The 26,941-nt window shown below is 67.2% G+C and carries 19 protein-coding genes; all 19 read left to right on the forward strand.

Annotated elements, in window-relative coordinates; genetic code table 11:
* The first annotated feature begins 10 nt into the window (after positions 1 to 10).
* Positions 11 to 1,492: a type VI secretion system contractile sheath large subunit gene (gene tssC / locus CK498_RS09580; protein WP_095620632.1), complete on the forward strand. Its 1,482-nt coding sequence runs from the start codon at positions 11 to 13 to the stop codon at positions 1,490 to 1,492.
* Between the two features lie 16 nt (positions 1,493 to 1,508).
* A complete protein-coding gene (tssE, locus tag CK498_RS09585; RefSeq protein WP_076745989.1) occupies positions 1,509 to 1,937 on the forward strand; it encodes a type VI secretion system baseplate subunit TssE in 429 nt (142 codons plus the stop codon).
* A gap of 23 nt (positions 1,938 to 1,960) precedes the next feature.
* Entirely contained in the window at positions 1,961 to 3,724 is a 1,764-nt protein-coding gene (tssF, locus tag CK498_RS09590) for a type VI secretion system baseplate subunit TssF (RefSeq protein WP_095620633.1), read from the forward strand.
* Positions 3,688 to 4,704: a type VI secretion system baseplate subunit TssG gene (gene tssG, locus CK498_RS09595; protein ID WP_095620634.1), complete on the forward strand. Its 1,017-nt coding sequence runs from the start codon at positions 3,688 to 3,690 to the stop codon at positions 4,702 to 4,704. The genes tssF and tssG overlap by 37 nt, the downstream gene beginning before the upstream one ends.
* A gap of 5 nt (positions 4,705 to 4,709) precedes the next feature.
* Entirely contained in the window at positions 4,710 to 6,074 is a 1,365-nt protein-coding gene (gene tagH, locus CK498_RS09600; protein WP_095620823.1) for a type VI secretion system-associated FHA domain protein TagH, read from the forward strand.
* Complete coding sequence (gene tssJ, locus CK498_RS09605; RefSeq protein WP_095620635.1) at positions 6,071 to 6,616, forward strand: type VI secretion system lipoprotein TssJ; 546 nt, start codon at positions 6,071 to 6,073, stop codon at positions 6,614 to 6,616. Before tagH ends, tssJ begins: the two co-directional genes overlap by 4 nt.
* Complete coding sequence (gene tssK / locus CK498_RS09610; protein ID WP_095620636.1) at positions 6,616 to 7,950, forward strand: type VI secretion system baseplate subunit TssK; 1,335 nt, start codon at positions 6,616 to 6,618, stop codon at positions 7,948 to 7,950. Before tssJ ends, tssK begins: the two co-directional genes overlap by 1 nt.
* Before the next feature lie 2 nt (positions 7,951 to 7,952).
* On the forward strand, positions 7,953 to 8,789 hold the full coding sequence (icmH, locus tag CK498_RS09615; protein ID WP_095620637.1) for a type IVB secretion system protein IcmH/DotU: 837 nt from the start codon (positions 7,953 to 7,955) through the stop codon (positions 8,787 to 8,789).
* Positions 8,790 to 8,797: 8 nt separating this feature from the next.
* Positions 8,798 to 11,419, forward strand: a complete 2,622-nt coding sequence (tssH, locus tag CK498_RS09620) for a type VI secretion system ATPase TssH (RefSeq protein WP_095620638.1) — start codon at positions 8,798 to 8,800, stop codon at positions 11,417 to 11,419.
* 4 nt (positions 11,420 to 11,423) lie between these two features.
* Positions 11,424 to 13,013, forward strand: coding sequence for a sigma 54-interacting transcriptional regulator (locus CK498_RS09625; RefSeq protein ID WP_095620639.1), 1,590 nt, complete (start codon positions 11,424 to 11,426; stop codon positions 13,011 to 13,013).
* Positions 13,010 to 13,651 (forward strand): type VI secretion system-associated protein VasI, encoded by a 642-nt coding sequence (vasI, locus tag CK498_RS09630; protein WP_229359024.1) that lies wholly within the window; start codon positions 13,010 to 13,012, stop codon positions 13,649 to 13,651. Before CK498_RS09625 ends, vasI begins: the two co-directional genes overlap by 4 nt.
* Before the next feature lie 8 nt (positions 13,652 to 13,659).
* Positions 13,660 to 15,090 (forward strand): type VI secretion system protein TssA, encoded by a 1,431-nt coding sequence (tssA, locus tag CK498_RS09635; protein WP_095620640.1) that lies wholly within the window; start codon positions 13,660 to 13,662, stop codon positions 15,088 to 15,090.
* A 79-nt stretch (positions 15,091 to 15,169) separates the two neighbouring features.
* Positions 15,170 to 18,820: a type VI secretion system membrane subunit TssM gene (tssM, locus tag CK498_RS09640; protein WP_095620641.1), complete on the forward strand. Its 3,651-nt coding sequence runs from the start codon at positions 15,170 to 15,172 to the stop codon at positions 18,818 to 18,820.
* Positions 18,804 to 19,382, forward strand: a complete 579-nt coding sequence (locus CK498_RS09645; protein WP_095620642.1) for a GNAT family N-acetyltransferase — start codon at positions 18,804 to 18,806, stop codon at positions 19,380 to 19,382. Before tssM ends, CK498_RS09645 begins: the two co-directional genes overlap by 17 nt.
* A gap of 31 nt (positions 19,383 to 19,413) precedes the next feature.
* Entirely contained in the window at positions 19,414 to 19,701 is a 288-nt protein-coding gene (locus tag CK498_RS09650; protein ID WP_095620643.1) for a type VI secretion system PAAR protein, read from the forward strand.
* 1 nt (position 19,702) lies between these two features.
* Positions 19,703 to 21,763 (forward strand): type VI secretion system Vgr family protein, encoded by a 2,061-nt coding sequence (locus CK498_RS09655; RefSeq protein ID WP_095620644.1) that lies wholly within the window; start codon positions 19,703 to 19,705, stop codon positions 21,761 to 21,763.
* The gene (locus tag CK498_RS09660; RefSeq protein ID WP_095620645.1) at positions 21,764 to 22,708 is read left to right on the forward strand and encodes a DUF4123 domain-containing protein; all 945 of its coding nucleotides are present in this window, start codon (positions 21,764 to 21,766) and stop codon (positions 22,706 to 22,708) included. It begins immediately after the preceding gene.
* On the forward strand, positions 22,701 to 26,036 hold the full coding sequence (locus tag CK498_RS09665; RefSeq protein WP_095620646.1) for a toxin VasX: 3,336 nt from the start codon (positions 22,701 to 22,703) through the stop codon (positions 26,034 to 26,036). Before CK498_RS09660 ends, CK498_RS09665 begins: the two co-directional genes overlap by 8 nt.
* A 14-nt stretch (positions 26,037 to 26,050) precedes the next feature.
* Entirely contained in the window at positions 26,051 to 26,788 is a 738-nt protein-coding gene (locus tag CK498_RS09670; protein ID WP_095620647.1) for a hypothetical protein, read from the forward strand.
* The last annotated feature ends 153 nt before the right edge of the window (positions 26,789 to 26,941 follow it).

Genomic DNA, 26,941 nt, shown 5'->3' on the forward strand with positions numbered 1-26,941 from the left:
AGGCATAGTGATGAGTGATACGGCACAGCAGCAGGGCCAGGCCAGCGAGGCCGTGGCCGAGGAATCCCTACTCGACCAGGTCATGGCGCAGACGCGCATGGCACCGGCTGACGAGGGCTATGACGTCGCCAAGCAGGGCGTGGCGGCCTTTATCGCCGAGCTGCTCAACAGCGACAGCGAGGCCCCTCAGGTCAACAAGTCCGTGGTCGACCGCATGATCGTCGAGCTCGACCGCAAGATCGGCGGCCAGGTCGACGAGATTCTCCACGACCAGGGCTTCCAGCAGATCGAGTCGGCCTGGCGCGGTCTCAAGCTGCTGGTGGATCGCACCGACTTCCGCGAGAACATCAAGCTCGACCTGCTGCATGCCACCAAGGAGGAGCTGCTCGAAGACTTCGAATTCGCCCCGGAGCTGAGCCAGAGCGGCCTCTACCAGCACGTCTACGCCTCGGGCTATGGGCAGTTCGGCGGCGAGCCGGTGGGCGGCATCATCGGCCACTACGACTTCTCGCCCTCGACCCCCGATATCAAGCTGCTGCAGTACACCTCGGCGGTGGGGGCGATGGCCCACGCGCCCTTCCTGTCCTCGGTGGCGCCCAGCTTCTTCGGTGTCGACAGCTTCGAGGAGCTGCCCAATATCAAGGACTTCAAGGCAATCTTCGAAGGGCCCAAGTATGCCCGCTGGCGCAGCCTGCGCGAGTCGGACGATGCCCGCTACCTGGGCCTGACCGCGCCGCGCTTCCTGCTGCGCATGCCCTACGACCCGGTCGAGAACCCGGTCAAGAGCTTCAACTATCGCGAAACCGTCAGCGAGGACCACGAGCACTATCTATGGGGCAACACCGCCTACCTGCTCGCCGAGCGACTCACCGACAGCTTCGCCAAGTACCGCTGGTGCCCCAATATCATCGGTCCGCAGAGCGGCGGCGCGGTGGAGAACCTGCCGGTGCATACCTATGAGGCGCTGGGTCAGATCCAGGCCAAGATTCCCACCGAAGTGCTGGTCACCGACCGGCGCGAGTTCGAGATGGCCGAAGAGGGCTTCATCTCGCTGACCATGCGCAAGGGCAGCGACAACGCCGCCTTCTTCTCCGCCAACTCGGTGCAGAAGCCCAAGGTCTTCCCCAACACTGCCGAGGGCAAGGCCGCCGAGACCAACTTCAAGCTCGGCACCCAACTGCCCTACATGTTCATCATCAATCGCCTGGCGCACTACATCAAGGTGCTGCAGCGCGAGCAGATCGGCTCATGGAAGGAGCGCCAGGACCTCGAGCGCGAGCTCAACGCCTGGATCCGCCAGTACGTCGCCGACCAGGAGAACCCGCCGGCCGACGTACGCAGCCGCCGGCCGCTGCGCGCCGCCTCGATCCAGGTCTCCGACGTCGAGGGTGAGCCGGGCTGGTATCAGGTCTCGCTCGCCGTGCGCCCGCACTTCAAGTACATGGGCGCCAACTTCGAGCTGTCGCTGGTCGGGCGTCTCGACAAGGAATAAGGGGAGCGCCACCGCCATGGCTGATGAGATTGGCGGCGTGCTCGGAAGCCGGCTGTTCGAGCGCCTCGCGGCGCCCGAACGGGCCGCTGCAGCAGGGGAAACTGGCCTGGCCGAGGCCGTTGAGTCGATCAAGCGCCACCTGGTGGATCTGCTCAACAGCCATCCGGGGCACAGCGAATGTGCCCCGGCGCTGGGACTGCTCGACTTCAATGACGCGACCATCGGCGTGCTCGATCTGGAGCTCAATATCCAGCGCGCGATACGCCAGTGCATCGAGCGCTTCGAGCCCCGGGTGCGTCGCGTCGAGGTCGAGTCGGTGCCCAATCGGGGCGACCCCCTGCAACTGCACTTCCAGGTGCACGCCACCCTGGCGCTGGGCCGCGAGAACGCCCAGACCACCATCGATCTACTGCTCAATAACAAGCGCTATCAGTGTCTTGATTGATCGCCGTTGCCACCGAGGCTTGCATGCTCAATCGTTATTATCGGGATGAGCTCAACTTCTTGAAGCGCCAGGGACGGGAATTTGCCGAGGGCAATCCCGGCCTGAGTCGCTTCCTGTCCGAGCGTAGCACCGACCCCGACGTCGAGCGGTTGCTGGAGGGCTTCGCCTTCCTCACCGGGCGCATGCGCGAGAAGGTCGAGGATGAGTTTCCCGAGCTGACGCATTCGCTGCTTGGCATGCTGTGGCCCAACTACCTGCGCCCGGTGCCGAGCATGACGGTGGTGCAGTTCACGCCGACCTGGCATGCGCTGAGCGCCAGCCAGCAGGTGCCGCGAGGTACCGCCCTGGCCAGTCGCCCGGTGGAGGGCACCGCGTGCCGCTTTCGCACCTGTCACGAGGTGGCGCTGTATCCGCTGGCGCATGCCGGGGTCGAGGCGCGCCATTCGCGGGAGTCCTCGGTCGTCGAGTTGGCGCTGGACGTGCACAGCGACCAGCCGCTGGATGCCCTGGGGGTCGACGACCTGCGCCTGCACCTGGGCGGCGATGGCTACACGGCGCGTACGCTCTACCTGTGGCTGAGCCACTACCTGGCGCGCCTCGAACTGGAGGTGGATGGCCAGGTGGTGCCCTTGCCCAGCAAGCTGCTCCAGCCGGTGGGCTTCTCTCGCGAGGATGCGCTGCTGCCCTATCCGCGCAACGTCTACCAGGGCTACCGCATCCTGCAGGAGTACCTGTGTTTTCCCGAAGCATTCCAGTTCTTCGACCTGGTGGGGCTGGGGCAACACCTGCCGGCACGTCACGCCGGGCGGGTCACGCTGCGGCTGGTGTTCTCGCGCACGCTGCCGGCGGATGCCAGGGTCCGCGACGAGCATCTGGCACTCTACTGCACGCCGGCCATCAACCTGTTTTCCCACGATGCCGATCCGGTCGACCTCAGCGGCGAGCGCAGCGAATATCGTATCCATCCCAGTAGCCGCTACCCGTCGCACTTCGAAGTGTTCAGCGTCGATGCGGTACACGGCTGGCTGGAGAGCGACGCGGGCAAGGTGCGCGGCGAACCGCGCAGCTATGTGCCGTTCGAGAGCTTTCAGCATCAGATCGAGCGCGACCGCCAGCGCGAAGCGCTCTACTACCGGGTGCGCGTGCGCGACAGCCTGCGCGGCGACGGCTTCGACCACGATATCGCCTTCGTGCGCGGCGACGAACGCGCCTGCCTGGGCCTGCGCGAGACCGTCTCGCTGCGCCTGACCTGCAGCAACCGCGAGCTGCCCGAGCGCCTCACGGTGGGGGATGTCTGCGTGCCTACCGAGGATAGCCCGGCCTATGCCGGCTTTCGCAATATCACCCGACCGACCCCGGCGCTGCGCCCGACCCTCGACGGCAGCCTGCTGTGGACCCTGATCTCCAACCTGTCGCTCAACTACCTGTCGCTGCTCGAGCGCGACGCCCTGTGCTCGGTGCTGCGCGCCTACGACTTCCGGGCCCTGGTCGACCGCCAGGCCGAGCGGGTCGCCCAGAAGCGCCTGACCGGCATCCTCGATATCGAGACGCGCTCCGTCGACCGCCTGGCGCGCGGCTTGCCGGTGCGCGGGCTGCGCTCGGTGATGACCCTCGACCAGGAGGCGTTCGGCGACGAGGGCAGCCTGTATCTGTTCGGCAGCGTGCTGGCACGCTTCTTTTCGCTCTACGCCAGCATCAACTCGTTCCATGAGCTGCACGTCATCAATCGCCACAACCGCGAGCGCTACACATGGACCTTGCAGTCGGGACAACAGCCACTGATGTAGCGCTGGCGCCCCTGCTGCGAGGGGCCCGCCGCTACGACTTCTACCAGCTCGTCGAGCTGCTGCACCGCCACCACGAGGATGACCTCGAGGCTGGTGGGGGCGGTAGCGTGGCCGAACGGGTGCGCTACAAGGCCTCGGCATCGCTGGGCTTTCCCGGTAGCGACGTGGTGGCCCTGGCGCCGACCGCGGCGGGCCACTACGACCTGGAGGTGAGCTTCTTCGGCCTGCAGGGCGCCCAGTCGCCGCTGCCGGGCTACTACCTCGAGACGCTGGCCCACGAGGCCGCCCACCGCGAGGGGGTGGCCGGGGACTTTCTCGATTTCTTCAACCACCGCCTGCTGACCCTGGTACACCGCAGCTGGCGCAAGTATCGCCACTACGTGCGCTACCAGGATGGCGCCAGTGACGGCTTCTCGGCGGCGGTGTTCGCGCTGGTCGGCCTGGCCGACGGCGAGCTGCGCGGCGAGACGCCGATCAACTGGAGCAAGATGCTGGCCTATGCCGGCCTGCTGGCCGGGCGCTCGCGCTCCCCGGAGGTGGTCAGCAGCGTGGTCGGCCACTGCTTCGATCTCGACGGCGTGGAGGTCGAGGAGTGGGTGATGCGCTGGGTCGAGATCCCCGCGGACCAGCGCAGCCGCAGCGGCATGAGCGGCATGACCCTGGGTCAGGACATGGTCGCCGGCGAGCGGGTCGCGGATGTCGGCGGCAAGTTCGCGCTGTGCCTGCGCGGCCTGAGCCTCGAGCGCTTTCGCGACTTTCTGCCCGACGGCCGTGAGCACGCGCCGCTCAAGACACTGGTCGACTTCGTGCTGCGTGAGCCGCTCGCCTACGACCTCGAGCTGGAGCTGCTGGAGAGCGCGGTGCGCCCCATGCGACTCGGCGAGGCCGGCAGCTGCCAGCTCGGCTGGACCACCTTCGTCAATCCCGAATCCGGCGGTGCCGCGCGGCGCCGCCGAGTGCGCATCCAGATGACAGGTTAATGCCCATGCACGCGACCCGACACTCGGCCATCACCCTGGTGGTCACCAACAGCGAGCGCCTCGAGGGGCGCTCGACCAGCAGCCACGTGTTCCACGAGGCGGGCGGCACCCTGGGCAGCGGCGGCAGCGACGACTGGCTACTGCAGGACCACGCCGGGCGTATCCAGCCGGGCCACGCCCAGCTGCAACGCCAGGACGGGCGCTTCTGCCTGGTCGACCGCAGCGGCCAGACCTTCGTCAATCACGCCACCCTGCCGGTCGGCCGCGACCGGCGAGTCGCACTACGCGATGGCGATGAGCTGCTGGTCGGCGAGTACCGGCTGCGGGTTCACCTCGGCGACCGCCAGGCGGCCCAGCCCGGCGCCCAGCCGCTGGCCGCACTGGTCACCGAGGAGCAGGAGGCGCTGGACGGCAGCGGGGCGCCGCTCAAGCAGGCTGTCCCGGCACGCCATGACGACCCGCTCGAGGCGCTCGGCGAGTCGACCCCGGGAGCGCGCCAGCGCGACCCGCTCAGCGCGCTGGCCGACCCGGCCGGCGACGACGAGACGGTAATCGATGTGCTCGACAGCGCCTGGGACGAGTCCCAAGCCCCGGGCGACAGGGCATATGACCTACACGATCGGCGTCAGGCGGCGATGCGCATGCCGGCCATCAAACAACGCGAGGAGACGGGCATGGACAGGAGTACGCAAATGGACGAACGGCTGCTGGACGATCTGGAACGCTCGGTGGGCGAGCAGCTCGAGGACCGCTGGCAGGAGCCGGCCCCCTCGGCGGCAGGGCACGTCGGCGCCGATCCGCTGCTGCGCGCCATGGGCGCCGAGCTGCGCTTTCGCGACACGACCGAGCAGCAGGCCTTCCTGCAGGAAGCCGGCAACACGCTGCGCGCGGCCATCGAAGGCCTGCAGGCGCTGCACCAGGCCCAGGACGACAGCCGCTACCCGCTGCGCGACCGCCGCCTGCAGCCCATCGAGGACAACCCGCTGCGCCTGGGCCAGCCCTACCGCGAGACCGTCTCCACCCTGTTTGCCGCCGAGCGCAGCCCAGTGCACCTCTCGGCGCCGGCGGCGGTGGCCGAGTGCCTGGCCCACCAGGGCCAGCACCAGGCGGCGGTGGAGGATGCCATCGGCGAGGCGCTGCAGGCGATTCTCTCGGCCTTCGCTCCCGAGGCGCTGCTCAAGCGTTTTCACGCCTACCGCGGCGCCGGCAGCCGGGTCGAAGACGAAGGCGGCTGGGCCTGGGACATGTACCGTCACTACTTCCAGGAGCTCAACTCCGGACGCCAGCAGGGCTTCGAGAAGCTGTTCTGGGAAGTCTTCGAGCAGGCCTATGACCAGTCGGTGCGTCGCCAGCAGCGGGAGGGAGCATGACTCAACTGACCTCCCGCTACGCCGGCTGGTGCTGTGTGGTACTGGTCGCTCTGCTGCTCAGCGGCTGCGCCTCGACCCGTGAGGCCGGCAGCAAGACCTGGCAGGTGCTGCGCGATCCGTCGATACCGGTGGGCCACCCCGAGGACCGCCCGACGCGGGTCGACCTGGCGATGATCGCCGAGCCCGACGTCAATCCCAACGTCGACGGCGAGGGCACGCCGCTGCGTTTCCAGATCCTCCAGCTCAAGGACGACTCGATGCTGATGGCCGCCGACCTCGGCCAGCTGCGCGACGACCTGGAGGAGGCGCTGGGCACCAACTACCTGGCCCATGACGACTTCACGCTGCTGCCCGGTCAGTGGAAGTTCTACGAACCGTTCGAGGTCGACGAAGAGACGCGCTATATCGGCCTCATCGCCTTCTACGCCAACACCCAAGAGGCGGAGTGGAAGAAGGTGGTCAAGGTGCAGTCGCGGGGCCAGCACTATCACCTGCTGGTGCATCTGCGCGCCCTGGAAGCCGAGCTGAGGAAGGAAGACTGATGGCCAGCCGCAACCGAGTGGTCTGGAGTGAGGGGCTGTTCATCAAGCCGCAGCACTTCCAGCAGCAGCAGCGCAGCCTCGAGGGGCTGGTCGACATGCGCCTGCGCGGCGTCAGTCATGACCTCTACGGCTTTCTGACGCTGGCGCTCAACGCCGAATTCCTCAGCTTCGGGCGCATCGCTATCAGCCGCGCCAGCGGGGTGATGCCCGACGGCACCGCCTTCCAGCTGCCGGACGATGACATCGAGCCTGCGCCGCTGGAGATCGACGATGCCTCGATCACCAATCAGGTGGTCTACCTGGGCCTGCCGCTGGCCACCGATGCGGTGGGCGAAGTGCACTGGCCCGACGACGCGTTGCCGGCGCGCTACCGCGCCTCGACCCGCCAGGTGCGCGACCTGCACTCCCGCGACGGCGACCACGCCGATCTCGAGGTGGCGCGGGTGGCGCCGCGGCTACTGCTCGAGCGCGACGACCGCAGCGCCTACGCCTGCCTGGCGGTGGCGCGCATCGTCGAGCGGCGCGCCGACGGCAGCCTGGTACTCGATGACCAGTTCCTGCCGACCCTGCTTAACGTCCAGGCCGCCAGCGGCCTGCAACGCTTCGTCGGCGAGATGGCCGGGCTGATGCGCGAGCGCGCCCGCAATATCTCGCAGCGCCTGGCCACGCCGCACCAGACCGGCGTCGCCGACGTCTCGGATTTCATGCTGCTGCAGCTGCTCAACCGCGCCCAGCCGCGCTTCCAGCATCTGGCGCGGCTCGGCCAGCTGCACCCCGAGCGGCTCTACGACACCATGCTCGAGACCGCCAGTGAACTGGTCACCTTCACCGATGAGTCGCGGCTGCCGCCGGAGTTTCCGGCCTACGACCACGACCACCCCGAGCGCGCCTTCCGGCCGCTGATGCAGAGCCTGCGCCAGTCGCTGTCGACGGTGCTCGAGCCGCGCGCGCTGGCCATCCAACTGCAGTCGCGGCGCTTCGGCCTGCTGGTGGCGCCACTCTCGGACCCGAGCCTGCTCGACGCCGCCGACTTCATTCTCGCGGTGCGTGCCGATATGCCCCACGAGCGGCTGCGCAAGCTGTTCCTGCAGCAGACCAAGGTCGCCAGCGTCGAGCGCATTCGCGACCTCATCAGCCTGCAGCTGCCCGGGGTGCCACTGACACCGCTGCCGGTAGCGCCGCGTGAGTTGCCCTATCACGCCGGCTACAGCTACTTCCAGCTCGACCGCCAGAGCCAGGCCTGGCAGATGCTCGATGGGGCCAGCGGCTTCGCCTTCCACGTGGCGGGCGACTTCCCTGGATTGGAAATGCAGTTCTGGGCGATCAGGAGCTAAGCATGCAAGACATCACAATGACCGGCGGCAGTGGTGCCCCGGAGCGCTACAGTCCGCTACGCCACGAAGACCGTATCGACAACAAGGGCCTCGACCAGCTGATTCACAGCCACGCCGAGCATCTCGATGCCGACGAGGACTACTGGTTCCGGCTGCGCGGCCACAGTCTCAACCCGCTGGTGGATGCGGCGAGCTCATTGCTGGGCATGGTGGTGCGGGTACGCCAGCTCGACAGCATGGATGACATCGAACGGCTCTACCGCCAGGTGGTCGACGAGATCGCCGCGATCGAGGTCGAGCTCACCGAGCAGGGCTACGACCGCCCGACCCTGCTCGCCTACCGCTACGTGCTCTGCTCGTTCATCGACGAAGCGGTGATGGGCAGCGACTGGGGGCAGCAGAGTGCCTGGGCGGAGCACTCGCTGCTGACCCGCTTCCACAACGAGACCTGGGGCGGCGAGAAGGTCTTCTCGATCCTCGCCCGCCTGCAGCAGGAGCCGCAGCGCTACCGCGACATGCTGGCCTTCATCTACCTCTGCCTGTGCCTGGGCTTCGAGGGGCGCTACCGGGTCATGACCCAGGGGCGCGAGGAGTATGAGCAGGTGGTGCGCGCCCTGGGCGACCAGCTGGCGGCCCTCGGTGAAGCGCCGGACGACATGCTCACCCGGCCGCTCGACAACGTGGTGCGTGGTCGCCGCCGCGGCGGCCGTGGCCTGCCGATATGGGCGATCTTCGCGCTGTTTGGCGTGGCCATGGTGGGCATCTATCTGGGGCTTGCCTGGTCCCTCGACCAGCAGGCCGGCCAGGTCGGTGCCTTGCTCGATCAGATTCATCGTTAGGAGACGACATGCTCAGGGTAGCGCTTCCGGCACTCATCGGCCGACTCAATGCCATCGCCCGCCAGGGCCTGGAGCAGGCCGCCGTGCTGTGCGCCGAACAGCAGGCGCCGGAGGTCACCGCCGGGCACCTGCTGCAGGCGCTGATCGACCAGCCGCTGTGCGACCTGCGCAGCCTGCTCGACACGCTGGAGATCGACGCCGAGACGCTGCGTGCGCGGCTGGCCGAGGAGACTCGCCCGGCCCAGGATCTCGAGGTCGCCACGCCAAGCTTCTCGCCGCTGCTGGTCGAGCTGCTGCAGGACGCCTGGCTGCTGGCCGCCACCGAGTATGGCCACCAGACGCTGCGTAGCGGGGTGATCTTCACCGCGCTGTTGCACAACGCCTCGCGCTACCTGGGGCCGCGTAGCCAGGCGCTGCTCGCCGGGATCAACCGCGAGAGCCTGCGCGCCAATCTCGAACGCCTCAGCGCGGATTCCGCCGAGGCCCCGCGTGACAGCGACGCAGCGCCAGCGCGGCGCAGCAGCGCCGCCGGCGAAGGCGACAGCGCCCTGGCGCGCTTCGCCACCTCGCTCACCGAGCAGGCCCGGCGTGGCGAGCTCGACCCGGTACTGGGCCGCGATCCCGAGATCGACCAGATGCTCGATATCCTCGGTCGGCGGCGCAAGAACAACCCCATCGTGATCGGCGATGCCGGGGTCGGCAAGAGCGCCGTGGTCGAGGGGCTGGCGGCGCGCATCGTGGCCGGCGAGGTACCCACGGCGCTGGCCGATGTCGAGCTGATGACCCTCGACCTCGGCGCGCTGCAGGCCGGTGCCGCGGTCAAGGGCGAGTTCGAGAAGCGTCTCAAGGCGGTGATCGACGAGGTCAAGCATGCCGCCAAGCCGACCCTGCTGTTCATCGACGAGGCGCACACCCTGATCGGCGCCGGCAACCAGGAGGGCGGCGGCGATGCCGCCAACCTGCTCAAGCCGGCACTGGCGCGGGGCGAGCTGCGCACCATCGCCGCCACCACCTGGCGCGAGTACAAGAAGTACTTCGAGAAGGACCCGGCGCTGTCGCGGCGCTTTCAGCCGGTGGCGTTGGCCGAGCCCAGCGTCGACCAGGCACTGGTGATCCTGCGCGGCCTGCGCGACGTCTACGAGCGTGCCCACGGCGTGCTGATCGGCGACAGCGGCCTGCGCGCTGCCGCGGCCCTCTCGGCGCGCTATCTGGCCGGTCGCCAGCTGCCCGACAAGGCCATCGACGTGCTGGATACCGCCTGCGCGCGGCTCTCCCAGGCGCTGGAGACGCCGCCGCGACGGCTCAGCCACCTCAAGAGCGAGCATCTGGCCACGCTGCGCGAGCGCGACCAGCTCGAGCGCGAGGCGCTGCTGGGCCGCAGCCCCGACGCCGAGCAGTGCGACGAGTTGGCCGCACGCCTGGAGCGCCTCAACGACGAACTGGCCAGCCTCGAGGCGGCCTGGCAGCAGCAGCGCGAGTGCGTCGATGCCATCGTCGCCCTGCATCGCCAGCTGCTCGACGGCGAGGAGGACACGAGCGAGGAGCAGGACGCGGCCGATCCCCACGCCGCCCTGGCCGGGCACGAGGCGCGCCTGCGCGAACTGCAGCAGGAGTTCGCGCTGGTCAATGCCAGCGTCGAGGAGGCGCAGATCGCCCAGGTCATCGGCGACTGGACCGGAGTGCCGGTGGAGCGCATGACCAGCGACGAGCTGACCCGCCTCACCGAGCTGCCCAGCCACCTGGGGCGGCTGGTGCAAGGCCAGGAGATTGCCATCGAGCGGGTGCATCGCCACCTGCTCACCGCGCGTGCCGACCTGCGCCGCCCCGGCCGGCCGCTGGGCGCCTTCCTGCTGGTTGGGCCCAGCGGCGTAGGCAAGACCGAGACCGTGGTGCAGATCGCCGAGCACCTCTACGGCGGCCGCCAGTTCCTCACCACCATCAACATGTCCGAGTACCAGGAGAAGCACACCGTATCGCGGCTGATCGGCTCGCCGCCGGGCTATGTGGGCTTCGGCGAGGGCGGCCTGCTGACCGAGGCGATCCGTCAGCGCCCCTACTCGGTGGTGCTGCTCGACGAGGTCGAGAAGGCCCACCCCGACGTGCTCAACCTGTTCTACCAGGCCTTCGACAAGGGCGAGCTGGCCGACGGCGAGGGGCGCCTGATCGACTGCAAGAACGTGGTGTTCTTCCTGACCTCCAACCTCGGCTATGAGGCCATCGTCGCCCATGGCGATGACCGCGAGGCGCTGGACGCCGCGCTCTACCCGGTGCTGGCCGACTTCTTCAAGCCGGCGCTGCTGGCACGCATGGAAGTGGTGCCCTACCTGCCGCTCTCCGGCGCGACCCTGCAGGCCATCGTCGCCGCCAAGCTCGAGACCCTGGCACGGCGCATCGGCGAGCGCCACCGGCACGCCGAGGTGCACCTCGACGACGCCCTGCGCGACGCCATCTGCGCCCGCGCCACGCGCAGCGAGAACGGCGCCCGCATGCTCGAGTCGGTGATCGACGGCGAACTGCTGCCGCCGCTCTCCCAGGCGCTGCTCGAGCGCATGGCACGGCGTGAGACGGTGACCCGAGTGGCGCTGGGCGTGGATGCCGAGAGCGGCGCCTTTACCGCGGAGGTGGCGTAACACCATGAGTGCGCGGGCGATCGACATGGCGCAGGGCGAGGCGCGGCAGGCCGCGAGCCTGGGGCTCGCCGCCATGCCCACAGCGCTGGCGCTGGTCGAGTGCGCCACCCCAGCGGCCCTGCGCGAGTGCAGTAGCCGGCTGCTGCGCGACAGCCTGGGACTGGCCTGGGTCGAGTGCCTGTTCGTCGAGGGCAGCGGGCGCTGGCTGGGCCGCGATGATGCCGATGTGCGCCTCGACTGCGACGACTTTCGCCACCCCTATGCGCATGCCATCCGCCGCGGCGAGCCGCTTGATCTGGGCATGGCCGAGGCGCGCACGCGGCTCGACCACCCCGATTTCCAGGCTCAGGTGGCGGCGCTGCCAGGCGCCCTGCGGCTGCAGATTCGGCCGCTGCGCGCACTGGATGGCCCGCGTGAGTGGCTGGGGGCGCTGGCGCTGGCCGGCGAGGCGGACACCCTCGCCGGGCTGGCCGCGGACGCCGAGTTTGTCGCCTTCGAGGCGCTGCTGTGCCGGCTGTGGGCGCGGCTGGCGCGGGCCCAGGGCGAGCGTCAGCGCTCGGCGGTGCTGCGCGACTCGCTGGCCAAGCTCAACGATGGCGCCCGGCGCCAGAACCTGGCCGACCGGCTGGCCGATGACCTGCTGGGGGATTCGGCGGCCATGCAGCGCCTGCGCAGCCAGGTGATTCGCGCCGCCGAAACCCAGCTGGCGGTGCTGCTGCAGGGCCAGACCGGTACCGGCAAGGATTGCGTGGCGCGCGCCATTCACCACTTCTCGGCGCGGGCCGAGGGGCCGTTCATGGCCATCAACTGCGCGGCGATCCCCGAGGCGCTGCTCGAGTCGGAGTTGTTCGGCCACGCCAAGGGGGCCTTCTCCGGGGCCGACCAGGCCCGCGAGGGGCTGATCGGCCAGGCCGACGGCGGCACCCTGTTTCTCGACGAGATCGGCGACATGCCGCTGGCGCTGCAGGCCAAGCTGCTGCGCGTGCTGGAGAGCGGTCGCTACCGCCCGCTGGGGGCCAGCGACGAGCGCTGCGCCGACCTGCGGCTGGTGGCCGCCACCCACCAGCCGCTGCGCGAGCGAATCCGCGACCAGCGCTTCCGCGCCGACCTCTACTACCGCCTGGGCCAGTTTCCGCTCAGCCTGCCGCCGCTCGGCGAGCGGCGCGCGGACATCGCCACCCTGGCCCAGGCCTTCGTCGCCGACTTCTGCGCCCGCGAGGGGCGCGACGAGGTGGGTATCACGCCGGCGGCGCTGCGCCAGCTGCGCGAGCGCGACTACCCAGGCAACGTGCGCGAGCTGAAGAACCTGATCGATTACGCCTGCGCCATGTCGCCGCCGGGGGCCGACCTCGAGGCCGCGGCGCTACCCGGCGAGGCCAGCGAGCCGGCCGTAGAGGCGCCCGCTGCAGCGCCGCCGGCGGCATCCGCGCGGGTCGATGACCTGCGCCAGGCGCTGCGCGACTTCGAGGCCGAGCTGATTCGTCAGCGCCTGCGTTATTTCGACGGCAACCGTGCCCTGGCCGCCGAGAGCCTCGGCGTGCCCAAGCGAACCCTGGCACACAAGTGCCGACTGCTGGAAGTGGATGCCCCATGAATGTGATGCGAGTGATATGGCCGAGCGGCCAGGCCGCCCTGGTGGGGCTGCTGCTCGCGCTGAGCCAAGCGGCCCTTGCCGATCCGCTCGAGGCGGCGCGTGAGTGCGCCGCCGAGCCCTCGCGCCTCGAGCGCCTGGGCTGCTATGACGCCCTGTTTCAGGAGCTGGACGACGCGGCGGACGAGGTCGGCCTGCCACCGCTGTGGCACGCCATCGAGCGCCTCGAAGCCGGCCGCGACGCCAACGATTTTTCGCTGCGCGTCGACGCGCGTAACGGCGACGTGCTGCTCAGCGCCCCGGCCCGCGGCACCACGCCGCCGCGGCCGCTGCTGGTGATCGCCTGCGAGAAGTCGATCACCCGCTTCCAGCTGCACCTGCCCGAGGCCCTCGATGTGCCGCGGGCGGAGCTGACCCTGAGCGCCGGCGGCCGGGCGCTGAGCCAGGCGTGGCGGGTGCGTGATGCCGGCCATGTGGTCAGCGGTGGTCGCGGCCTGCCGGCGATCGAGACCCTGCGTCAGCTGCTCGACGCCGACGAACTGCTATTGGCCAGCGAGGTCGCCACGCTCGACGGGCTGCGCTTCGATATCGGTGAGTTGCGTCAGCGGATCCAGCCACTGCGCGACAGCTGTCGTTGGTGAGGGAATCCATGCGTATCACGTCCGACACTCAGCTTGCCGCACTGCTCGCCCCGCTGGGTGAGTCGCGGGTCGGCGCCGACGTTGAGGAGAGCGCCGACTACCTGTGGCTCGACGAGGAGATGATGAAGGTCGGCTCGCTGCAGCATGGCGAGGTCGACTGGGAGGGCGCCGAGACCCGCGCCGTGCGCCTGCTCGGCCAGGCGGGCAAGGACCTGCGGGTGCTGGGGCATCTGCTGCACTGTTTGCAGCGCGACGGCGACGCGGTGCGCTTTGCGCTGTCGCTGCGGCTGTTGGCCGGTAGCCTCGAGCAGTGGTGGGACGCCGCCTACCCCTATGCCGGGCCGCGTGGCGCCAAGCGCCGTCCGCGGCTGTTCGCGCAGTTCGCCCAGCGCGCGGTGAAGCTCGCCGCCGCGCTCGACTTCGGCAGCGCCGAGGACGAGCACCAGGCCTGCCAGCAGGCCCTCGAGGCGCTGCGCGAGGCGGCCAAGGCTCGCCAGCTGCCCGACGATGCCCTGGCCGAGCTGGCGCGCCAGCTGCACGCCCTGCGGCCAAGCCGTGAAGCGCCGCCTCCCGCGGCGGCGGCCAATGCCGCGTCGGCAGCCAACACCCCGGGGGCGGGGGCGCCGCCGGCGAGTAGCGCCACCAAGCTGCCCGAGCTGCGCCTGGAGGCGGGCAACGAGCGCGCCAACCGCCAGGTGCTGCTCAAGCTGGCCGACTTCCTCAACGAGCAGTCGCCCGGCGAGGCGCTCGGCTATCGCCTGCGCCGCCACGCTATCTGGTCCGCGATCCAGGCGCTGCCGGCGTCGCGGGAGGGCGGCCGTACCGAGCTGGCGCCGGTCTCCGCCGACCGCATCGCCGACTACCGCGAGGCGCTGGCCAAGGGCGGCGACCTGGCGCTGTGGCGGCGCATCGAGAACAGCCTGGCGGTCAGCCCTTACTGGCTGGAGGGCCACCGGCTCAGCGCCCAGCTGGCCGAGCGGCTCGGCCACGCTCGCTGTGCGGCGGCGATCCGCGACGAGGCGGCGCGCTTTCTCGAACGGCTGCCGGGCATCGAGGCGCTGAGCTTCAACGATGCCAGCCCGTTCGTCGACGACGAGACGCTGCGCTGGCTGCACAGTGCCCCCGGGGCCGCCGGCGAGGCGCGCGGCGGTGGCGACGCCGAGCCGTGGCAGGTGGCCCTCGACGCCGCCCGCGAGTGCCTCGACAGCGAAGGGCTGGCGCCGGCGCTGGGCATGCTCGACCAGGGCCTGGCCGCGGCGCGCTCGCCCCGCGACAGCGCCTACTGGCGGCTGGCCAGTGCCGACCTGATGGCGGCGGCCGGACTCGAGAGTCTGGCCCAGCAGCACTACCAGGCCCTGCACGACGCAGTGGCCGAACTCGAATTGGAGCAGTGGGAGCCGGCGCTGGTCGCACGGCTCCGGGCATCGCTCAAGGGCTGATGCCAAGCAACAGGCGCCGCCGGCGCAGGAGCACGACCATGCATGACACAACGCACGACAGGGACGAGGGATAAGGCTCATGTGGAGAGGAATCAAGTCGGCGCTGGGCCGCTTCGTGCCTGGCGCATCACGCGCCCAAAGCAACGTCAATCAGGCCAAGGGCCACGCCAACAAGGCCAAGGGGCTCAAGCGCGTCATCGTGGCACTGTGGTGGCTGCTGCTGATCGCCCTGGTGGTGGCGATCTGGTGGCTGGGGCCGCGCTGGGAGGTCCGTGAGGTCTTCCCGCTCGGCCCCTGGCCCAATCGCCTGCTGGCGACCCTGGCGCTGGTCACCGTGGTGGCACTGGTATGGGGCGTGCGCCTGGCGCGCCGGCTGCGCCAGGTCGACGAGGAGCGCAGCCACGCCGAGCGCCTGCAGCTCGATCCCACCCAGGCCCAGGTAGAGCGCCAGGAGGAGACCCTCGATGCCACCCTCGAGGAACTCGAGGATAGCCTGGGCGGAGGCAGCAGTGCGCGCTACAAGCTGCCCTGGTACCTGGTGATGGGCATCGAGAATGCCGGCAAGACCAGCCTGATCAACCGCTCCGGGCAGAACTTCTCCCTCACCCACGTGATGAAGGCCTCCGGCCAGGGCAAGAAGCACGGCCAGTTCGGCTTCGACTGGTGGATCGGCGACAAGGCGGTACTGATCGACCCCGACGGCGAGCTGCTCACCCAGGGCGCGCTGGAGGGCGGCGAGCCCCAGGAGGCACAGAGCCGGCTGTGGGACCACTTCGTCGACTGGCTGGAGCGCCAGCGTGCGCAACGCCCGCTGGATGGCGTGGTGCTGGTACTCGACCTGGCGCGCCTCAGCGATGCCCGGGTCGCGGTGCGCAAGGCCTACGCCTCGCTGCTGCGTGCCCGCCTGCGCGAGCTGATGGAGCGCCACGGCGCGCGCCTGCCGGTCTACGTGACCTTCAGCAAGATGGACCTGCTGCACGGCTTCGATGACTTCTTCCGCCACTACTCGCGGGCCGCCCGCCGCGCGCCGCTGGGCTTCACCTTCAGCCCCGAGTCGATCGAGCGTCCCGGGCTGTGGGAGAGCGAGTTCGGCGACTCCTTCGACGCCATGCTCGAGCGTCTCAACGCCAGCCTGCCGACGCTGCTCGCCGAGTGTCGCGACCGCGAGGAGCGCGAGGCGGTGTTCCGCTTCGTGCGCCAGCTCGCCGGGCTGCGCGACGTGCTGCAGGGCTTCCTGACCGAGGCGCTGTCCAGCGACCGCTTCTCCACCGCGGCCATGGTCCGCGGCACCTATTTCACTTCGGTGTATCAGCAGGGCGTGCCCGAAGACCCCTTCGTCGACGCCGCGGCGCGCCGCTACGGCATGGCCGACAGCGTGCAGCCGGCCCATCGGGCGGCACGTAGTGCGCTCTACTTCACCGAGGAGCTGTTCGACAAGGTGATCTACCCCGAGGCGGGGCTGGCCGGCGACAACGCCCGCGCCGCCCGGCGCCGCCAGCGGCTGCGCCGCGTCAGCATGCTGGCGTGCCTGTTCGTGGGGGCGGCCATGGTCGGCGGCTGGAGCCACTTCTACCAGAAGAACGCCGCAGCGCTGGCCGATGTCGAGGCGCGCACCGAGGCCTTCCTCGCCGCGCAGCCCTCCGAGCTGCACAGCGACGACCCCACCGGCTACGCCCTGCTCGAACCGCTCGATCGCCTGCGCGGCGCCACCCTGGCCTTCGGCGACCACCGCGAGCAGATGCCGCTGATCGCTGATATGGGGCTCTACCAGGGCGCCGTGGGTCGCGACGTCGAGAGCGCCTACCTGGCGATGCTCGAGTACCACTTCCTGCCCTCGCTGATGGTCGGGATCATGGATGACATGAACCGTGCCGAGGATGGCAGCAACGAGCAGCTGGCGTTGCTGCGCATCCTGCGCATGATGTCGGATGCCAGCGGTCGCCAGGCCGAGCGGGTGCATGACTTCATGGCGCGCCGCTGGCAGCGCGAATTCCCGCAGCGCGGCAGTGTCCAGGAGCGCCTGCTGGCGCACCTCGACTACGCCCTGGCCTTCACCGACCTCGAAGGCCATGCCGCCGCCGGCGACCGCCAGGCCGAACTGGCCATGCAGCCGCTGCGCGGCAGCATCGAGAGCGCCCAGCAGGAGCTCGCCCGCCAGCCCATGGACGAGCGCGTCTACGCCACCCTCAAGGCCGGCAGCGACCGCCGCAGCGGCGCCGTGCTGGACCTGCGCCAGGGCGTTGGGCCGACCTTCAGCGCGGTGTTCATGGCGCGCGACGACGACCCGGACAATGTGCGCATTCCCAGCCTGACGACGCGCAACGGCTTCGAGGGCTACTTCCTCCAGGAGCTGGATCAGGCCACTGACCTGGCGCTGATCGACCTGTGGGTGCTGGGCCAGCGCGACGATATCGACTTCAGCGAGGCCGATCAGCGCCAGCTACAGGATGCCCTGCGCGAGCGCTACGTCAGCGACTATCACGTCACCTGGCGCCAGGCCCTCGACGATATCGCGCTGGTGCCGATCCCCGACATCGACCAGGCGGTGGTAGTGGCGGATGCGCTGCTCGGCGCCAGCCGCCCGCTGGACCGGCTGCTCGGCGAGGTCGCCACCCATACCCGGCTCTATCCCGAGCTGCCCGAGGACGACGAGACCGCGCGCCGCGCGCTGGAGCGCTCGCCGCGCTACCGCCTGGCCGGCGATATCGAGCGCCACTTCCGCGATCTCAACGGCCTGCTCGAGGCGCGCAACGGCAACCCGGCGCAGCTCACCGAGATCAAGGAGGCGATCGCCGAGCTGCGCGACTACCTGCGCCAGGTACAGGGCGCCAGCGATCCGGGCCGCGCGGCCTTCGTCAGCGCCCGCGACCGCCTGGCACTGCGCGGTGGCGACCCGATCCATAACCTGCAGCGCATCGCCGAGGACACCCCGGCGCCGGTCGACGGCATGCTCGAGAGCCTCGCCGACCAGAGCTGGCAGCTACTGATGGCCAGCGCCATTCGCCACCTCGAGCACCAGTGGCTGGATGACGTGGTGGCGCCCTACCAGGAGCGCCTGGCCGGCCGCTACCCGCTGGCACCGGATGCCTCGCGCGACGTGGCGCTCGCCGACTTCGAGACCTTCTTCGCCCCCGGCGGCACCCTCGATGCCTTCTATCAGGACAACCTGCGACCGTTCATCGAGGAGGCGCCCCAGGAGCTGCTCGATGCCGACGGCAACTCGCTGCTGCGCGACAATGTGTTTACTGCCGTGCAGCGCGCCGAGCGCATCCGCGAGGCTTACTTCGGCCGCGACGGTGCCCTCGACGTGGAGTTCTCCCTCGAGCCGATCAGCCTCAGCCCCGACAAGCGGCGCAGCGTGATCAGCGTCGACGGGCAACTGATCGAGTACGCCCACAGCGCCAGCAGCCGGGTCTCGATGATCTGGCCCAATGCGCTGCGCGGTGGCACCGAGAGCCGCGTGACCCTGGTGCCCAGCGAGGTCAACCGCTCGCCGCGTAGCCTGACCCGCGACGGCGCCTGGGCCTGGTTCCGGCTGCTCGACGAGGCCGAGATCACCTCGGCCAGCGAGCGTGAACTGGAACTGCGCTTCAGCGTCGACGGCGGCAGCGTGCGCTACCGCCTGAACGCCAATGGCTCACGCAATCCCTTTACTCGTCCGTTGGCTGCCGGCTTCCAGCTGCCCACCGCCCTCTACGCCGAAGGAGGCCTGGATGCTGAGGACACTTAAGCGGCTGCTGGGGGGCGAGCGCGCCTCCCCGCCTGCGCGGCAAGCCGGCCAGGCGCTTGGCGGTGGCCTGGCGGCGGCCCGGGAGGAGGATATCCAGCGCTTCCTCGACGCTGCCTGCCGCGCCGACGAGCGCAATCAGGCGCCCTGGGTGCTGCGCGACGAGGCGCGCATCGAGACCCTGCGCCGGTCGCTGGAGTTCACCCTGCATCGCGGGCTGTGGCTGCAGCGCGAGGCGCAAGGCGTGGCCCATTGGCAGGGCCGGCTGCTGGCGCTGCGCCACGCCGACGGGCCGCCGCTGGGCATGCTGTTGGCCTGCCGCCCCGACGACGAAGCCGCCTGGCAGCTGCGCTTCTTCTACATCGAGCCGGAGTGGCAAGGCAGCGGTCACGGCGCCCGGTTGCTGATGGCGGCGCGCCGTAGCCTCAGCGGCAGCCCGCTGCAGGTGCGCCTTCCGGTCAGCTGCAAGGCGGCCATTAACAGCCTGGAGGCCGCCGGCTTCCAACACATGCATACCGATGCCACCCAGGTGGCCAGTTTCGAGGCGCCGGCCGAGTGGCACTGACGGCGACGCCCTGACCAGAGGAGGACGACGGATGGGACGCAAGCTCGTACTCGTAGGCGATATCGGCACCGACCATGACGGCTTTCCGCCGACACCGGTCACCGCCGGCAGCCCCACGACCATGATCGATGGCAAGCCGGTGGCGCGGCTGGGCGACCCCCTGGCCCCCCACGACAAGCCCAAGCACCCGCAGCACCCGCGCACTATCGCCGAGGGCTCGGGCTCGATCCTGATCGACGGCAAGCCCGCTGCGCTCACCGGCCACGCGGTGGACTGTGGCGGCGTGGTGATCGGCTCCGCCACCGGGGAGGGCAGCTGAGATGGCCACCGGACTGCAATTCACCCTGGCCCTGGCCAGTGACGACGCCCTCGACCTGGCGGTGATCGACTTCACCCTCGAGGAGTCGCTCTCGGCGCCGTTCCGCCTTGAGGTCGAGTTTGCCAGCCGCGACCCCGACCTCAGCCCCGAGGCCTTCCTCGACCGCGAGCTGACGTTGACGATCTGGCAGGACGGCGAGCCGCTGCGCCGCATCCACGGCATCGCCGCCGAGTTCAGCCGCGGCGACCGCGGCCATCGCCGCACCTTCTACTCGCTGGTGATCCGCCCGGCGCTGTGGCGCCTCTCGCTGCGTCATAACTCGCGCATCTTCCAGCAGGTCTCGCCGCTGACCATCATCAACACCCTGTGCGAGGAGCGCGGCATCACCGACGTCGCCTTCGCCGTCACCCGCGAGCCCGAAGAGCGCGAGTACTGCGTGCAGTACCGCGAGACCGACCTGGCCTTTATCCAGCGCCTGGCCGCCGAAGAGGGGCTGTTCTACTTCCATGAGTTCGAAGACGAGGTTGGCGGCGCCCACCGCCTGGTGTTCGCCGACGACCCGCAGCTACTGACCGCGCTGGGCGAGCGCAGCTACCACAGCCGCGCCGGCGGCACCCCGCCGACCCGCCATGTGCGCCGGCTCAAGCAGGTCGCCCGGGTCGCCCCGGCCAGCGCCACCCTCAAGGACTACTCCTTCAAGCAGCCGGCCTATTCACAGCTCCACGAGCACGTGGCCGGGGGCCTCGAGGAACATGCGCAACGAGACGACTACGAGCACTACGACTACCCCGGGCGCTACAAGTACGACGCCTCCGGCGAGCCCTTCACCAGGATCCGCCTCGACGCGCTGCGCCGCGACGCCGCCACCGCCGAGGCCGAGAGCGACCTGCCCGAGCTCGCCCCCGGCAGCCGCTTCACGCTGAGCGACCACGACGCTGACAGCCTCAACCGCGACTGGCAGGTGGTGCGCGTCACCCACCGCGGCGAACAGCCCCAGGCCCTGGAAGAGGACGGCGTCACCCAGGGCGACGCCGCAGGAATGACGCGTTATTACAACCAGATCGTGCTCACCCCCGGCGACGCCGCCTGGCGCCCCGAACCGGACCCCAAGCCCCGCGTCGACGGCCCCCAGGTCGCCTTTGTGGTCGGCCCCGAGGGCGAAGAGATCCACTGCGACGCGCACGGCCGGGTCAAGGTGCAGTTCCCCTGGGACCGCTACGCCGAACCCAATGACAGCGCAAGCTGTTGGATCCGCGTCGCCCAGGGCTGGGCCGGCGGCGGCTACGGCAGCATCGCCATCCCGCGGATCGGGCATGAGGTGATTATCAGCTTCCTGGAGGGTGACCCGGACCAGCCACTGATCACCGGGCGCACCTACCACGCGGTCAACACCCCGCCCTACACGCTGCCCGAGCACAAGACCCGCACCGTGATCCGCACCCAGAGCCACCAGGGCGACGGCTTCAACGAGCTGCGCTTCGAGGACCAGGCCGACCAGGAACAGATCTGGCTCCACGCCCAGAAAGACCTGGAGCTGCTCACCAACAACGACCGCACCGAGGAGATCGGCAACGACAGCCATCTCAAGGTCCACCACGACCGCATCAGCGAGATCGACAACGACGACCATCTCACGGTGCACGGCAGCCGCCACACCCAGGTCGACGGCGACGACCACCTGATCGTCGACGCCACGCGCCACGAGAAATACGGCCGCGCCCAGCTGGTCGAGGCCGGCCAGGAGGTCCACCACAAGGCCGGCATGAAGGTGGTGATCGACGCCGGCGCCGAGATCACCCTCAACGCCGGCGGCAGCTTCGTCAAACTCGACCCCAGCGGCGTCACCATTGTCGGCCCCAGCGTCAAGATCAACTCCGGCGGCAGCCCCGGCTCGGGCTCCGGCCAGGCGGCGCAAGGGCCCAAGCTGCCGCGGGAGGTGGAGGGCGAGAGTCATCAAGCGATTCAGCCCGTCGATCGCCCAGCCCAGCTCAAGACGCTGCTCAAGGAGCCGGCCAGCTGCGAGATCTGTGAGGATGCCACAGGCGGCCAGGAGGATAGCTAAGTGAGCGTGCCGCGCGAGGTGAGTCACGCCCTGGTGGATGGCGTACGCTATCCGCAAGCACTGACGCGCCTGTATGGCCGTGACGACGTCAGCGAGGTGGAGCCGCTCTACCTGACGACCCGCTGGGCCTCCTTGGCTGACCACGGGCCGATCCTGGTGCGGCTTAACGGCGCTGGGCTACTCGATGAACTCGACGGCGACGACGACTTGGCCCGCGCGCTCTCACTGCTGCATAGCGATGCCAGCAGCGAGGCACTGAGTGAACAGCTGCGTCACTGCGTGACCTTCACGATAGATGGCCAATATGAAAAATTGCTGCGCTTTGCCGATCCGCTGGTAACGCGCCATTGGCTGGCCAGTTATGGCGACGCCGTGCCCGCCGCTCTCATGGGCCTCATCACCACCTGGTGGGTGGCGGCCTGGTCACCCAACTGGGAAGACGCCTCGCCACTGGTGTGGCAGCCGTTTCGCCCCGACGATGGCCCCGCGTCATCCACGGCGGCGCCAGCACCGCCTTTTCCACCTATGGGGCCGGCCCAGCTCGCCGCCCTAGAGGCGGTGGAGCGCTGGCGGCTCAAGGAGCGGCTGACGAACCACTTTGCCGCCCATGCGCCCAAGCCCTGGCGAGCACTGCTTCCAGCGGAGCGCGGCGACTGGCTCGACGCACGTCTCGACGACGCTATCGGCTGGGGCGCGACGACCGAGCGGCAGATCGCCATCTGGGTGGACCTCAGCCTGCACTGGGGTGCGAACTTCATGACCGCTCACGATGGACTCTATGCTCGCTGGCTGGCCCGGCTGCCGCCGGGTGCGCGTCCCCCGCGTCCCGACAGCCTCTATGCCCTGGAGGCCTGGTGCCGCGAAGGCGAGAGGCCGCCAGGGGGCATCGTCACTTCACCCACTGTCCTATCCCCCTCTTCATCAAGCGAGGTCCCCCATGGCTGACACGGATGTCCAGAGCACGGCACGAGATGGCGCCTTCGATGAAACATCCTTCGGCAGTGGTGTTTGTCCGCTGCTGATGGATGTCACCCTGTTTCCCGTGCGCTACGCCATCGACGAAGCGCCCCGCCAGGCCGATGAGCCGGCGCCGCACCCACTGTCTGAGCGCTGGCAGGGCCCGGATTACCCCCGCCTGACAACCCGCGGCTACACGCTGCGACAGCTGCGCGATGGCTGGCTTTACGTATATGTCGAAGAGGGTGACGAACAGCGTATCGACGAATACGCCATAGACGGCGCGACCTTCAATGGCGAGCCGCACCTTACCTACTCCACAGGCGCCCACCTCGAGCTGGCCTATTCGCCGGTGCAGTGGACCGAGCGTATCCATGAACGCATGCTCGCAGACGCCGAGGCGCGCCAGCGCCTGATGCGGCCGCTCGACCTGATGGCGGCCCTGGGCGCCACCCTGGCCACTGGTAACGACCCACTGCCCGCGCATGTTGGCCCGCTGACCGAGCTTGACGAACATGTGGCCGATATCACCCCGAACGGTGCGGTGGACGACTTTACCTCCACCACCGTGGCCACCGTCGAATGGGATAGCGATGTAACAGACGTCGGAGGTGACGACGAAGAGAGCGTATACGAGGTACTGGCCCATAAGCCGGAAATCAGCCAAGACAGCGTACTGGCCAAGGTCAAGAAGCACGACGAAGCCGTGTTCGTGGCCCTGGATGACGATCTCGGCATCGTTAATGATTTAACACTGAACTTGTCGAGCTGTGTCACCGAATGGGAAGCCTTCGATGACGATAAAGGCCATAAGTTGCGTATCGCCGAAGCGGTCGAGCGGCTTTGCGGCGTCGATGAGGCCTTGTTACCAGAAGGGATGGATACGGACACGCGCCGTGAGGCGTTGCGTGTTTTGTATGAACGGCATGACGCTGAGCGGACGCGGGGGCTGGAAGAAGTTGGGAATATTTATGCTACCGGGCTGCCAGGCTATGACCCTGACCAATTCCAGACACGCGCCGATGCCATCGCTGAAGAGCTATCAGCGCTTGGTATCAACGATATCGATCAGGACGCGATAGAAGCCTGGAATGCCAAGGAGCGTTGGCGGGCGGACGTGCGTTTCGATGAAGCGATTGACTATGTCCGTGAGCATGCCCCTGAGTTAGAGCGGCTTTTGGAACGCGTTGCCATGGCGCGTAGCGACTTGATCGTATGGTTGGAGCGATTGCCGCCATCAGCCTTAGCGCAGGGCTTTGATGTTTGTGAGGAGGAGCAGTTAAGGGCGTTATTAGAACTCGTCGGGATGGTCAACCTCCCGCTCTGTTCCACAGAGGAGGGACAGGCTTGGTTTAATGAGGCCCTGCGCAATAGTGACTCTTTACTAGGGCTCACACTGTCTGGCTTCGATCCCGGTGTCGACCGGGCATTGGTGGGTATCGCCCACAGTTTCATTGAAACAGGTACGTCAGATAGTAGCCACGCTATGGTTGAGCCGGGAGATGTCATCCCAGCGCTTGATCTAGCTGCTGCCGTTCAAGGCGTCCTGTCGTTGGATTCGGTCCAAGATAGCCGCCTGCTCCAAGGGGTCAAAACAGAAGCCGGAGAGAGCGCCAGCAAGGTTATCGAGGTACTGAAAGACATAGTGAGTGACTCCGCTAAAGCGCTCTGGGAAAGCCTAACTGTCCAAGCATTGCCGTCCCTTAATGGGCGAGGCCATAACGGAGAGACGGTTTCCTATGCGATGAAATATGTCGTGATCAATGGGGCAACCCATCAAGAACTCCGAGGTAAGAACCTAACCCAGAATGGCGAGTACGACACCCAGCTGGCCACGTGGCAGCGCGAGATGACCGCTTTGGAACAACGTATCGAATCAGTAAGGCGGCGTATCTCTTTCGGTCAAGCAAATCCAGGAGAAGTACATTTGCTGGATGGGTTACAGCGTGAACGCGAAGCCTTGGTGCTGGCGCAACCTAGGCGATTTGCAGGTGATGGGCATCCGCACCTGGCCAGTGCTGGTATGATGTGGCTAAAGGATCATCAACGACTGATGGCGGATCGAGTGGGTGCAGGAGCGCAACAGGCACGCCGCTGGTATCAGCAATCTCCCGGGGCACTCGCCTTGTTAATTGCCGGACTCAATGTGGCTAACGTATCGAACACACTAGAAAAGATCCGTCGAGATGGGGCCGGTACCGATGAGTGGATCGAGCTTGGCAGTCAGCTAGGCTATGCCAGTAGTGCGCTGATGGCGCTATGGGTCATGCCATTTTGGAATCGAGCAACAGCACGTTTGACGGGCAACCGACAAGCGCGAACCATCGCCTCTGCCGGTGTCAGAGCGTGGGAGCATCAAGGTCGCTTTTCAGCGAGTCGTTTGGCCGCTAGGCTGGCCTCCCGTGTGGCAGGATTGACTACGTTAGGGGTGGTTGGGGCTGGCTTGGAGGCTCTTCAGGTTTATCATCGCTACGGACAATCAAATAGTAGAGAAGAGCGCATAGCCCTAGCCGGGAAGGGTATGTCTACAGGTGTTATAACACTAACAACTGGCGCGCAACTAATCGGGGCGGTTAGAGGTCGCATTGCCACCGCCTCTTTTGCTTGGGTTATGGGGCCATGGGCCGTATGGACCATTGCTATCGCAAGTGCTGCATATCTACTGTCCTCTTGGATTGCCGATTACTTCCATCGCGATAGTTTTCGGCAGTGGCTGCATGAAAGCTCCTGGGGTACGGCTAGCCGTTGGACAGATGGTGATGATGAACAACGAGCTGAAGAGTGGCGCGAGCTAATGGAGTTACTACTTCGTCCTACGCTACGCCTTACACCAGCGGCCTTGGGTAACCCGGTCGGGGCGGGGGCTTCACCACTTTTGAATTCACGTTTGCTGGGCAGTTTTACTAACCGCGAGCGCGGCTACTGGATTCAGTTGGCCTTGCCTGCCAGCATAAGTGGAGAAAGAGTGAGAATCTCAATGGAGGCTGCACGCGGTACCTGGGTGCCGGCAAGCAGCTTTGCTGAGCAACCGAGTGAGATATCACTCCATGAATCAGCGGCCTATAGTGAAGATGATGCATTAAGAGTTTGGCAAGCGTGGCTTCCCTCGTCAGAGCACTCCAGTGGTCAGTCATTTGAGTTAAAGGTTTCATATATAGACACTTCATTGGCTCCCCCGGGGGAGACAAGAAGCTTGTTTATCTTTGAAAAGGAGGATCCAGGCAGAGGTAAGCGTATTATAGATGCAAAAGTTGCTAGAGAAAGTTGGGGCTCTGGTCTTACATTTACAGTTCCGTTGTCATCGTCTCAGGTGTAAAGGAGTCCAGTGCGATGTGGTTTATACAGCCAAGAGAAGACTATAAGGCATCAGTGCCATGGAAGAATGTGGATGATGATGTTGTTGCTAGTTGGCAGATAAGGGCAAGAAATTATAGCGTTAAGTCTGCTGATGTTATGTTTTATGTAATGTTGTTTTTTTCGTTGGTCGTGGGCTGGTTTTTTAGTTCTTGGGAGAAAGAGAGCTTTGTTGTTTCACTTATGATGGGGGGCGGAGTCTTTCTTGTCGGTGTTTTCGTGACGATGAGTATGACTCACCAGACAGCTATTCTTGTTTATCGCTTCACAGAGAGTCGAGGAGAGGTGTTTTCATGGAATCCACAAGCTGATGCCGTGAAGCCGCTTATGAAGTGGACAGCCATTGGTAGCGCTGCGATAGTCGTAGTGCTTGTCCTTATCGATCCCGCTTTCATTGTTGCTTCTATTGGCCCAGTAGGGTTGGGTATTGCTGCGTTGGCTATGGGCAACTCGGAAAAGCAATATAACTTATGGCGTCAAGAGAAACATCACGAATTTGAATGGCGCAAGACGGAGAAGATCCGTGTCTGGCGGAAACGTAATGTTATTGCACTGACGTATCCCTATAAACCATTCAAAAGAAATTCACGCTATCGGCCGCGTACTGAATACCTCTTTTGCCACAAGCATGAGCTGGAGGAGCGTATTGCCTTTTTCAAGGAGCACCTTCCCGATGCCAAATATGAGGAGGGGCCCGTTACGATTTACTCCTGAGTTAAGCTGAAAATAGAATACTATGGTTTGGGAATAGTTTTGTCCTGGCACCCGCTATGATGAGGACGCCCCTTTTCGTATCTGGCAAGCGTGGATTCCTGCGGAACAGCTAGCGGAGGATGCGCCTTTTGCGCTGAATATCCGTTACGATGA

Source organism: Halomonas salipaludis, from assembly GCF_002286975.1.
Classification (GTDB): Bacteria; Pseudomonadota; Gammaproteobacteria; order Pseudomonadales; family Halomonadaceae; genus Franzmannia; species Franzmannia salipaludis.

What these genes read in the sequence shown, in the direction of transcription:
- tssC (WP_095620632.1), top strand. Translation starts at nt 11, where the DNA reads ATGAGTGATACGGCACAGCAGCAGGGCCAGGCCAGCGAGGCCGTGGCC.
- tssE (WP_076745989.1), top strand. Translation starts at nt 1,509, where the DNA reads ATGGCTGATGAGATTGGCGGCGTGCTCGGAAGCCGGCTGTTCGAGCGC.
- tssF (WP_095620633.1), top strand. Translation starts at nt 1,961, where the DNA reads ATGCTCAATCGTTATTATCGGGATGAGCTCAACTTCTTGAAGCGCCAG.
- tssG (WP_095620634.1), top strand. Translation starts at nt 3,688, where the DNA reads ATGGACCTTGCAGTCGGGACAACAGCCACTGATGTAGCGCTGGCGCCC.
- tagH (WP_095620823.1), top strand. Translation starts at nt 4,710, where the DNA reads ATGCACGCGACCCGACACTCGGCCATCACCCTGGTGGTCACCAACAGC.
- tssJ (WP_095620635.1), top strand. Translation starts at nt 6,071, where the DNA reads ATGACTCAACTGACCTCCCGCTACGCCGGCTGGTGCTGTGTGGTACTG.
- tssK (WP_095620636.1), top strand. Translation starts at nt 6,616, where the DNA reads ATGGCCAGCCGCAACCGAGTGGTCTGGAGTGAGGGGCTGTTCATCAAG.
- icmH (WP_095620637.1), top strand. Translation starts at nt 7,953, where the DNA reads ATGCAAGACATCACAATGACCGGCGGCAGTGGTGCCCCGGAGCGCTAC.
- tssH (WP_095620638.1), top strand. Translation starts at nt 8,798, where the DNA reads ATGCTCAGGGTAGCGCTTCCGGCACTCATCGGCCGACTCAATGCCATC.
- CK498_RS09625 (WP_095620639.1), top strand. Translation starts at nt 11,424, where the DNA reads ATGAGTGCGCGGGCGATCGACATGGCGCAGGGCGAGGCGCGGCAGGCC.
- vasI (WP_229359024.1), top strand. Translation starts at nt 13,010, where the DNA reads ATGAATGTGATGCGAGTGATATGGCCGAGCGGCCAGGCCGCCCTGGTG.
- tssA (WP_095620640.1), top strand. Translation starts at nt 13,660, where the DNA reads ATGCGTATCACGTCCGACACTCAGCTTGCCGCACTGCTCGCCCCGCTG.
- tssM (WP_095620641.1), top strand. Translation starts at nt 15,170, where the DNA reads ATGTGGAGAGGAATCAAGTCGGCGCTGGGCCGCTTCGTGCCTGGCGCA.
- CK498_RS09645 (WP_095620642.1), top strand. Translation starts at nt 18,804, where the DNA reads ATGCTGAGGACACTTAAGCGGCTGCTGGGGGGCGAGCGCGCCTCCCCG.
- CK498_RS09650 (WP_095620643.1), top strand. Translation starts at nt 19,414, where the DNA reads ATGGGACGCAAGCTCGTACTCGTAGGCGATATCGGCACCGACCATGAC.
- CK498_RS09655 (WP_095620644.1), top strand. Translation starts at nt 19,703, where the DNA reads ATGGCCACCGGACTGCAATTCACCCTGGCCCTGGCCAGTGACGACGCC.
- CK498_RS09665 (WP_095620646.1), top strand. Translation starts at nt 22,701, where the DNA reads ATGGCTGACACGGATGTCCAGAGCACGGCACGAGATGGCGCCTTCGAT.
- CK498_RS09670 (WP_095620647.1), top strand. Translation starts at nt 26,051, where the DNA reads ATGTGGTTTATACAGCCAAGAGAAGACTATAAGGCATCAGTGCCATGG.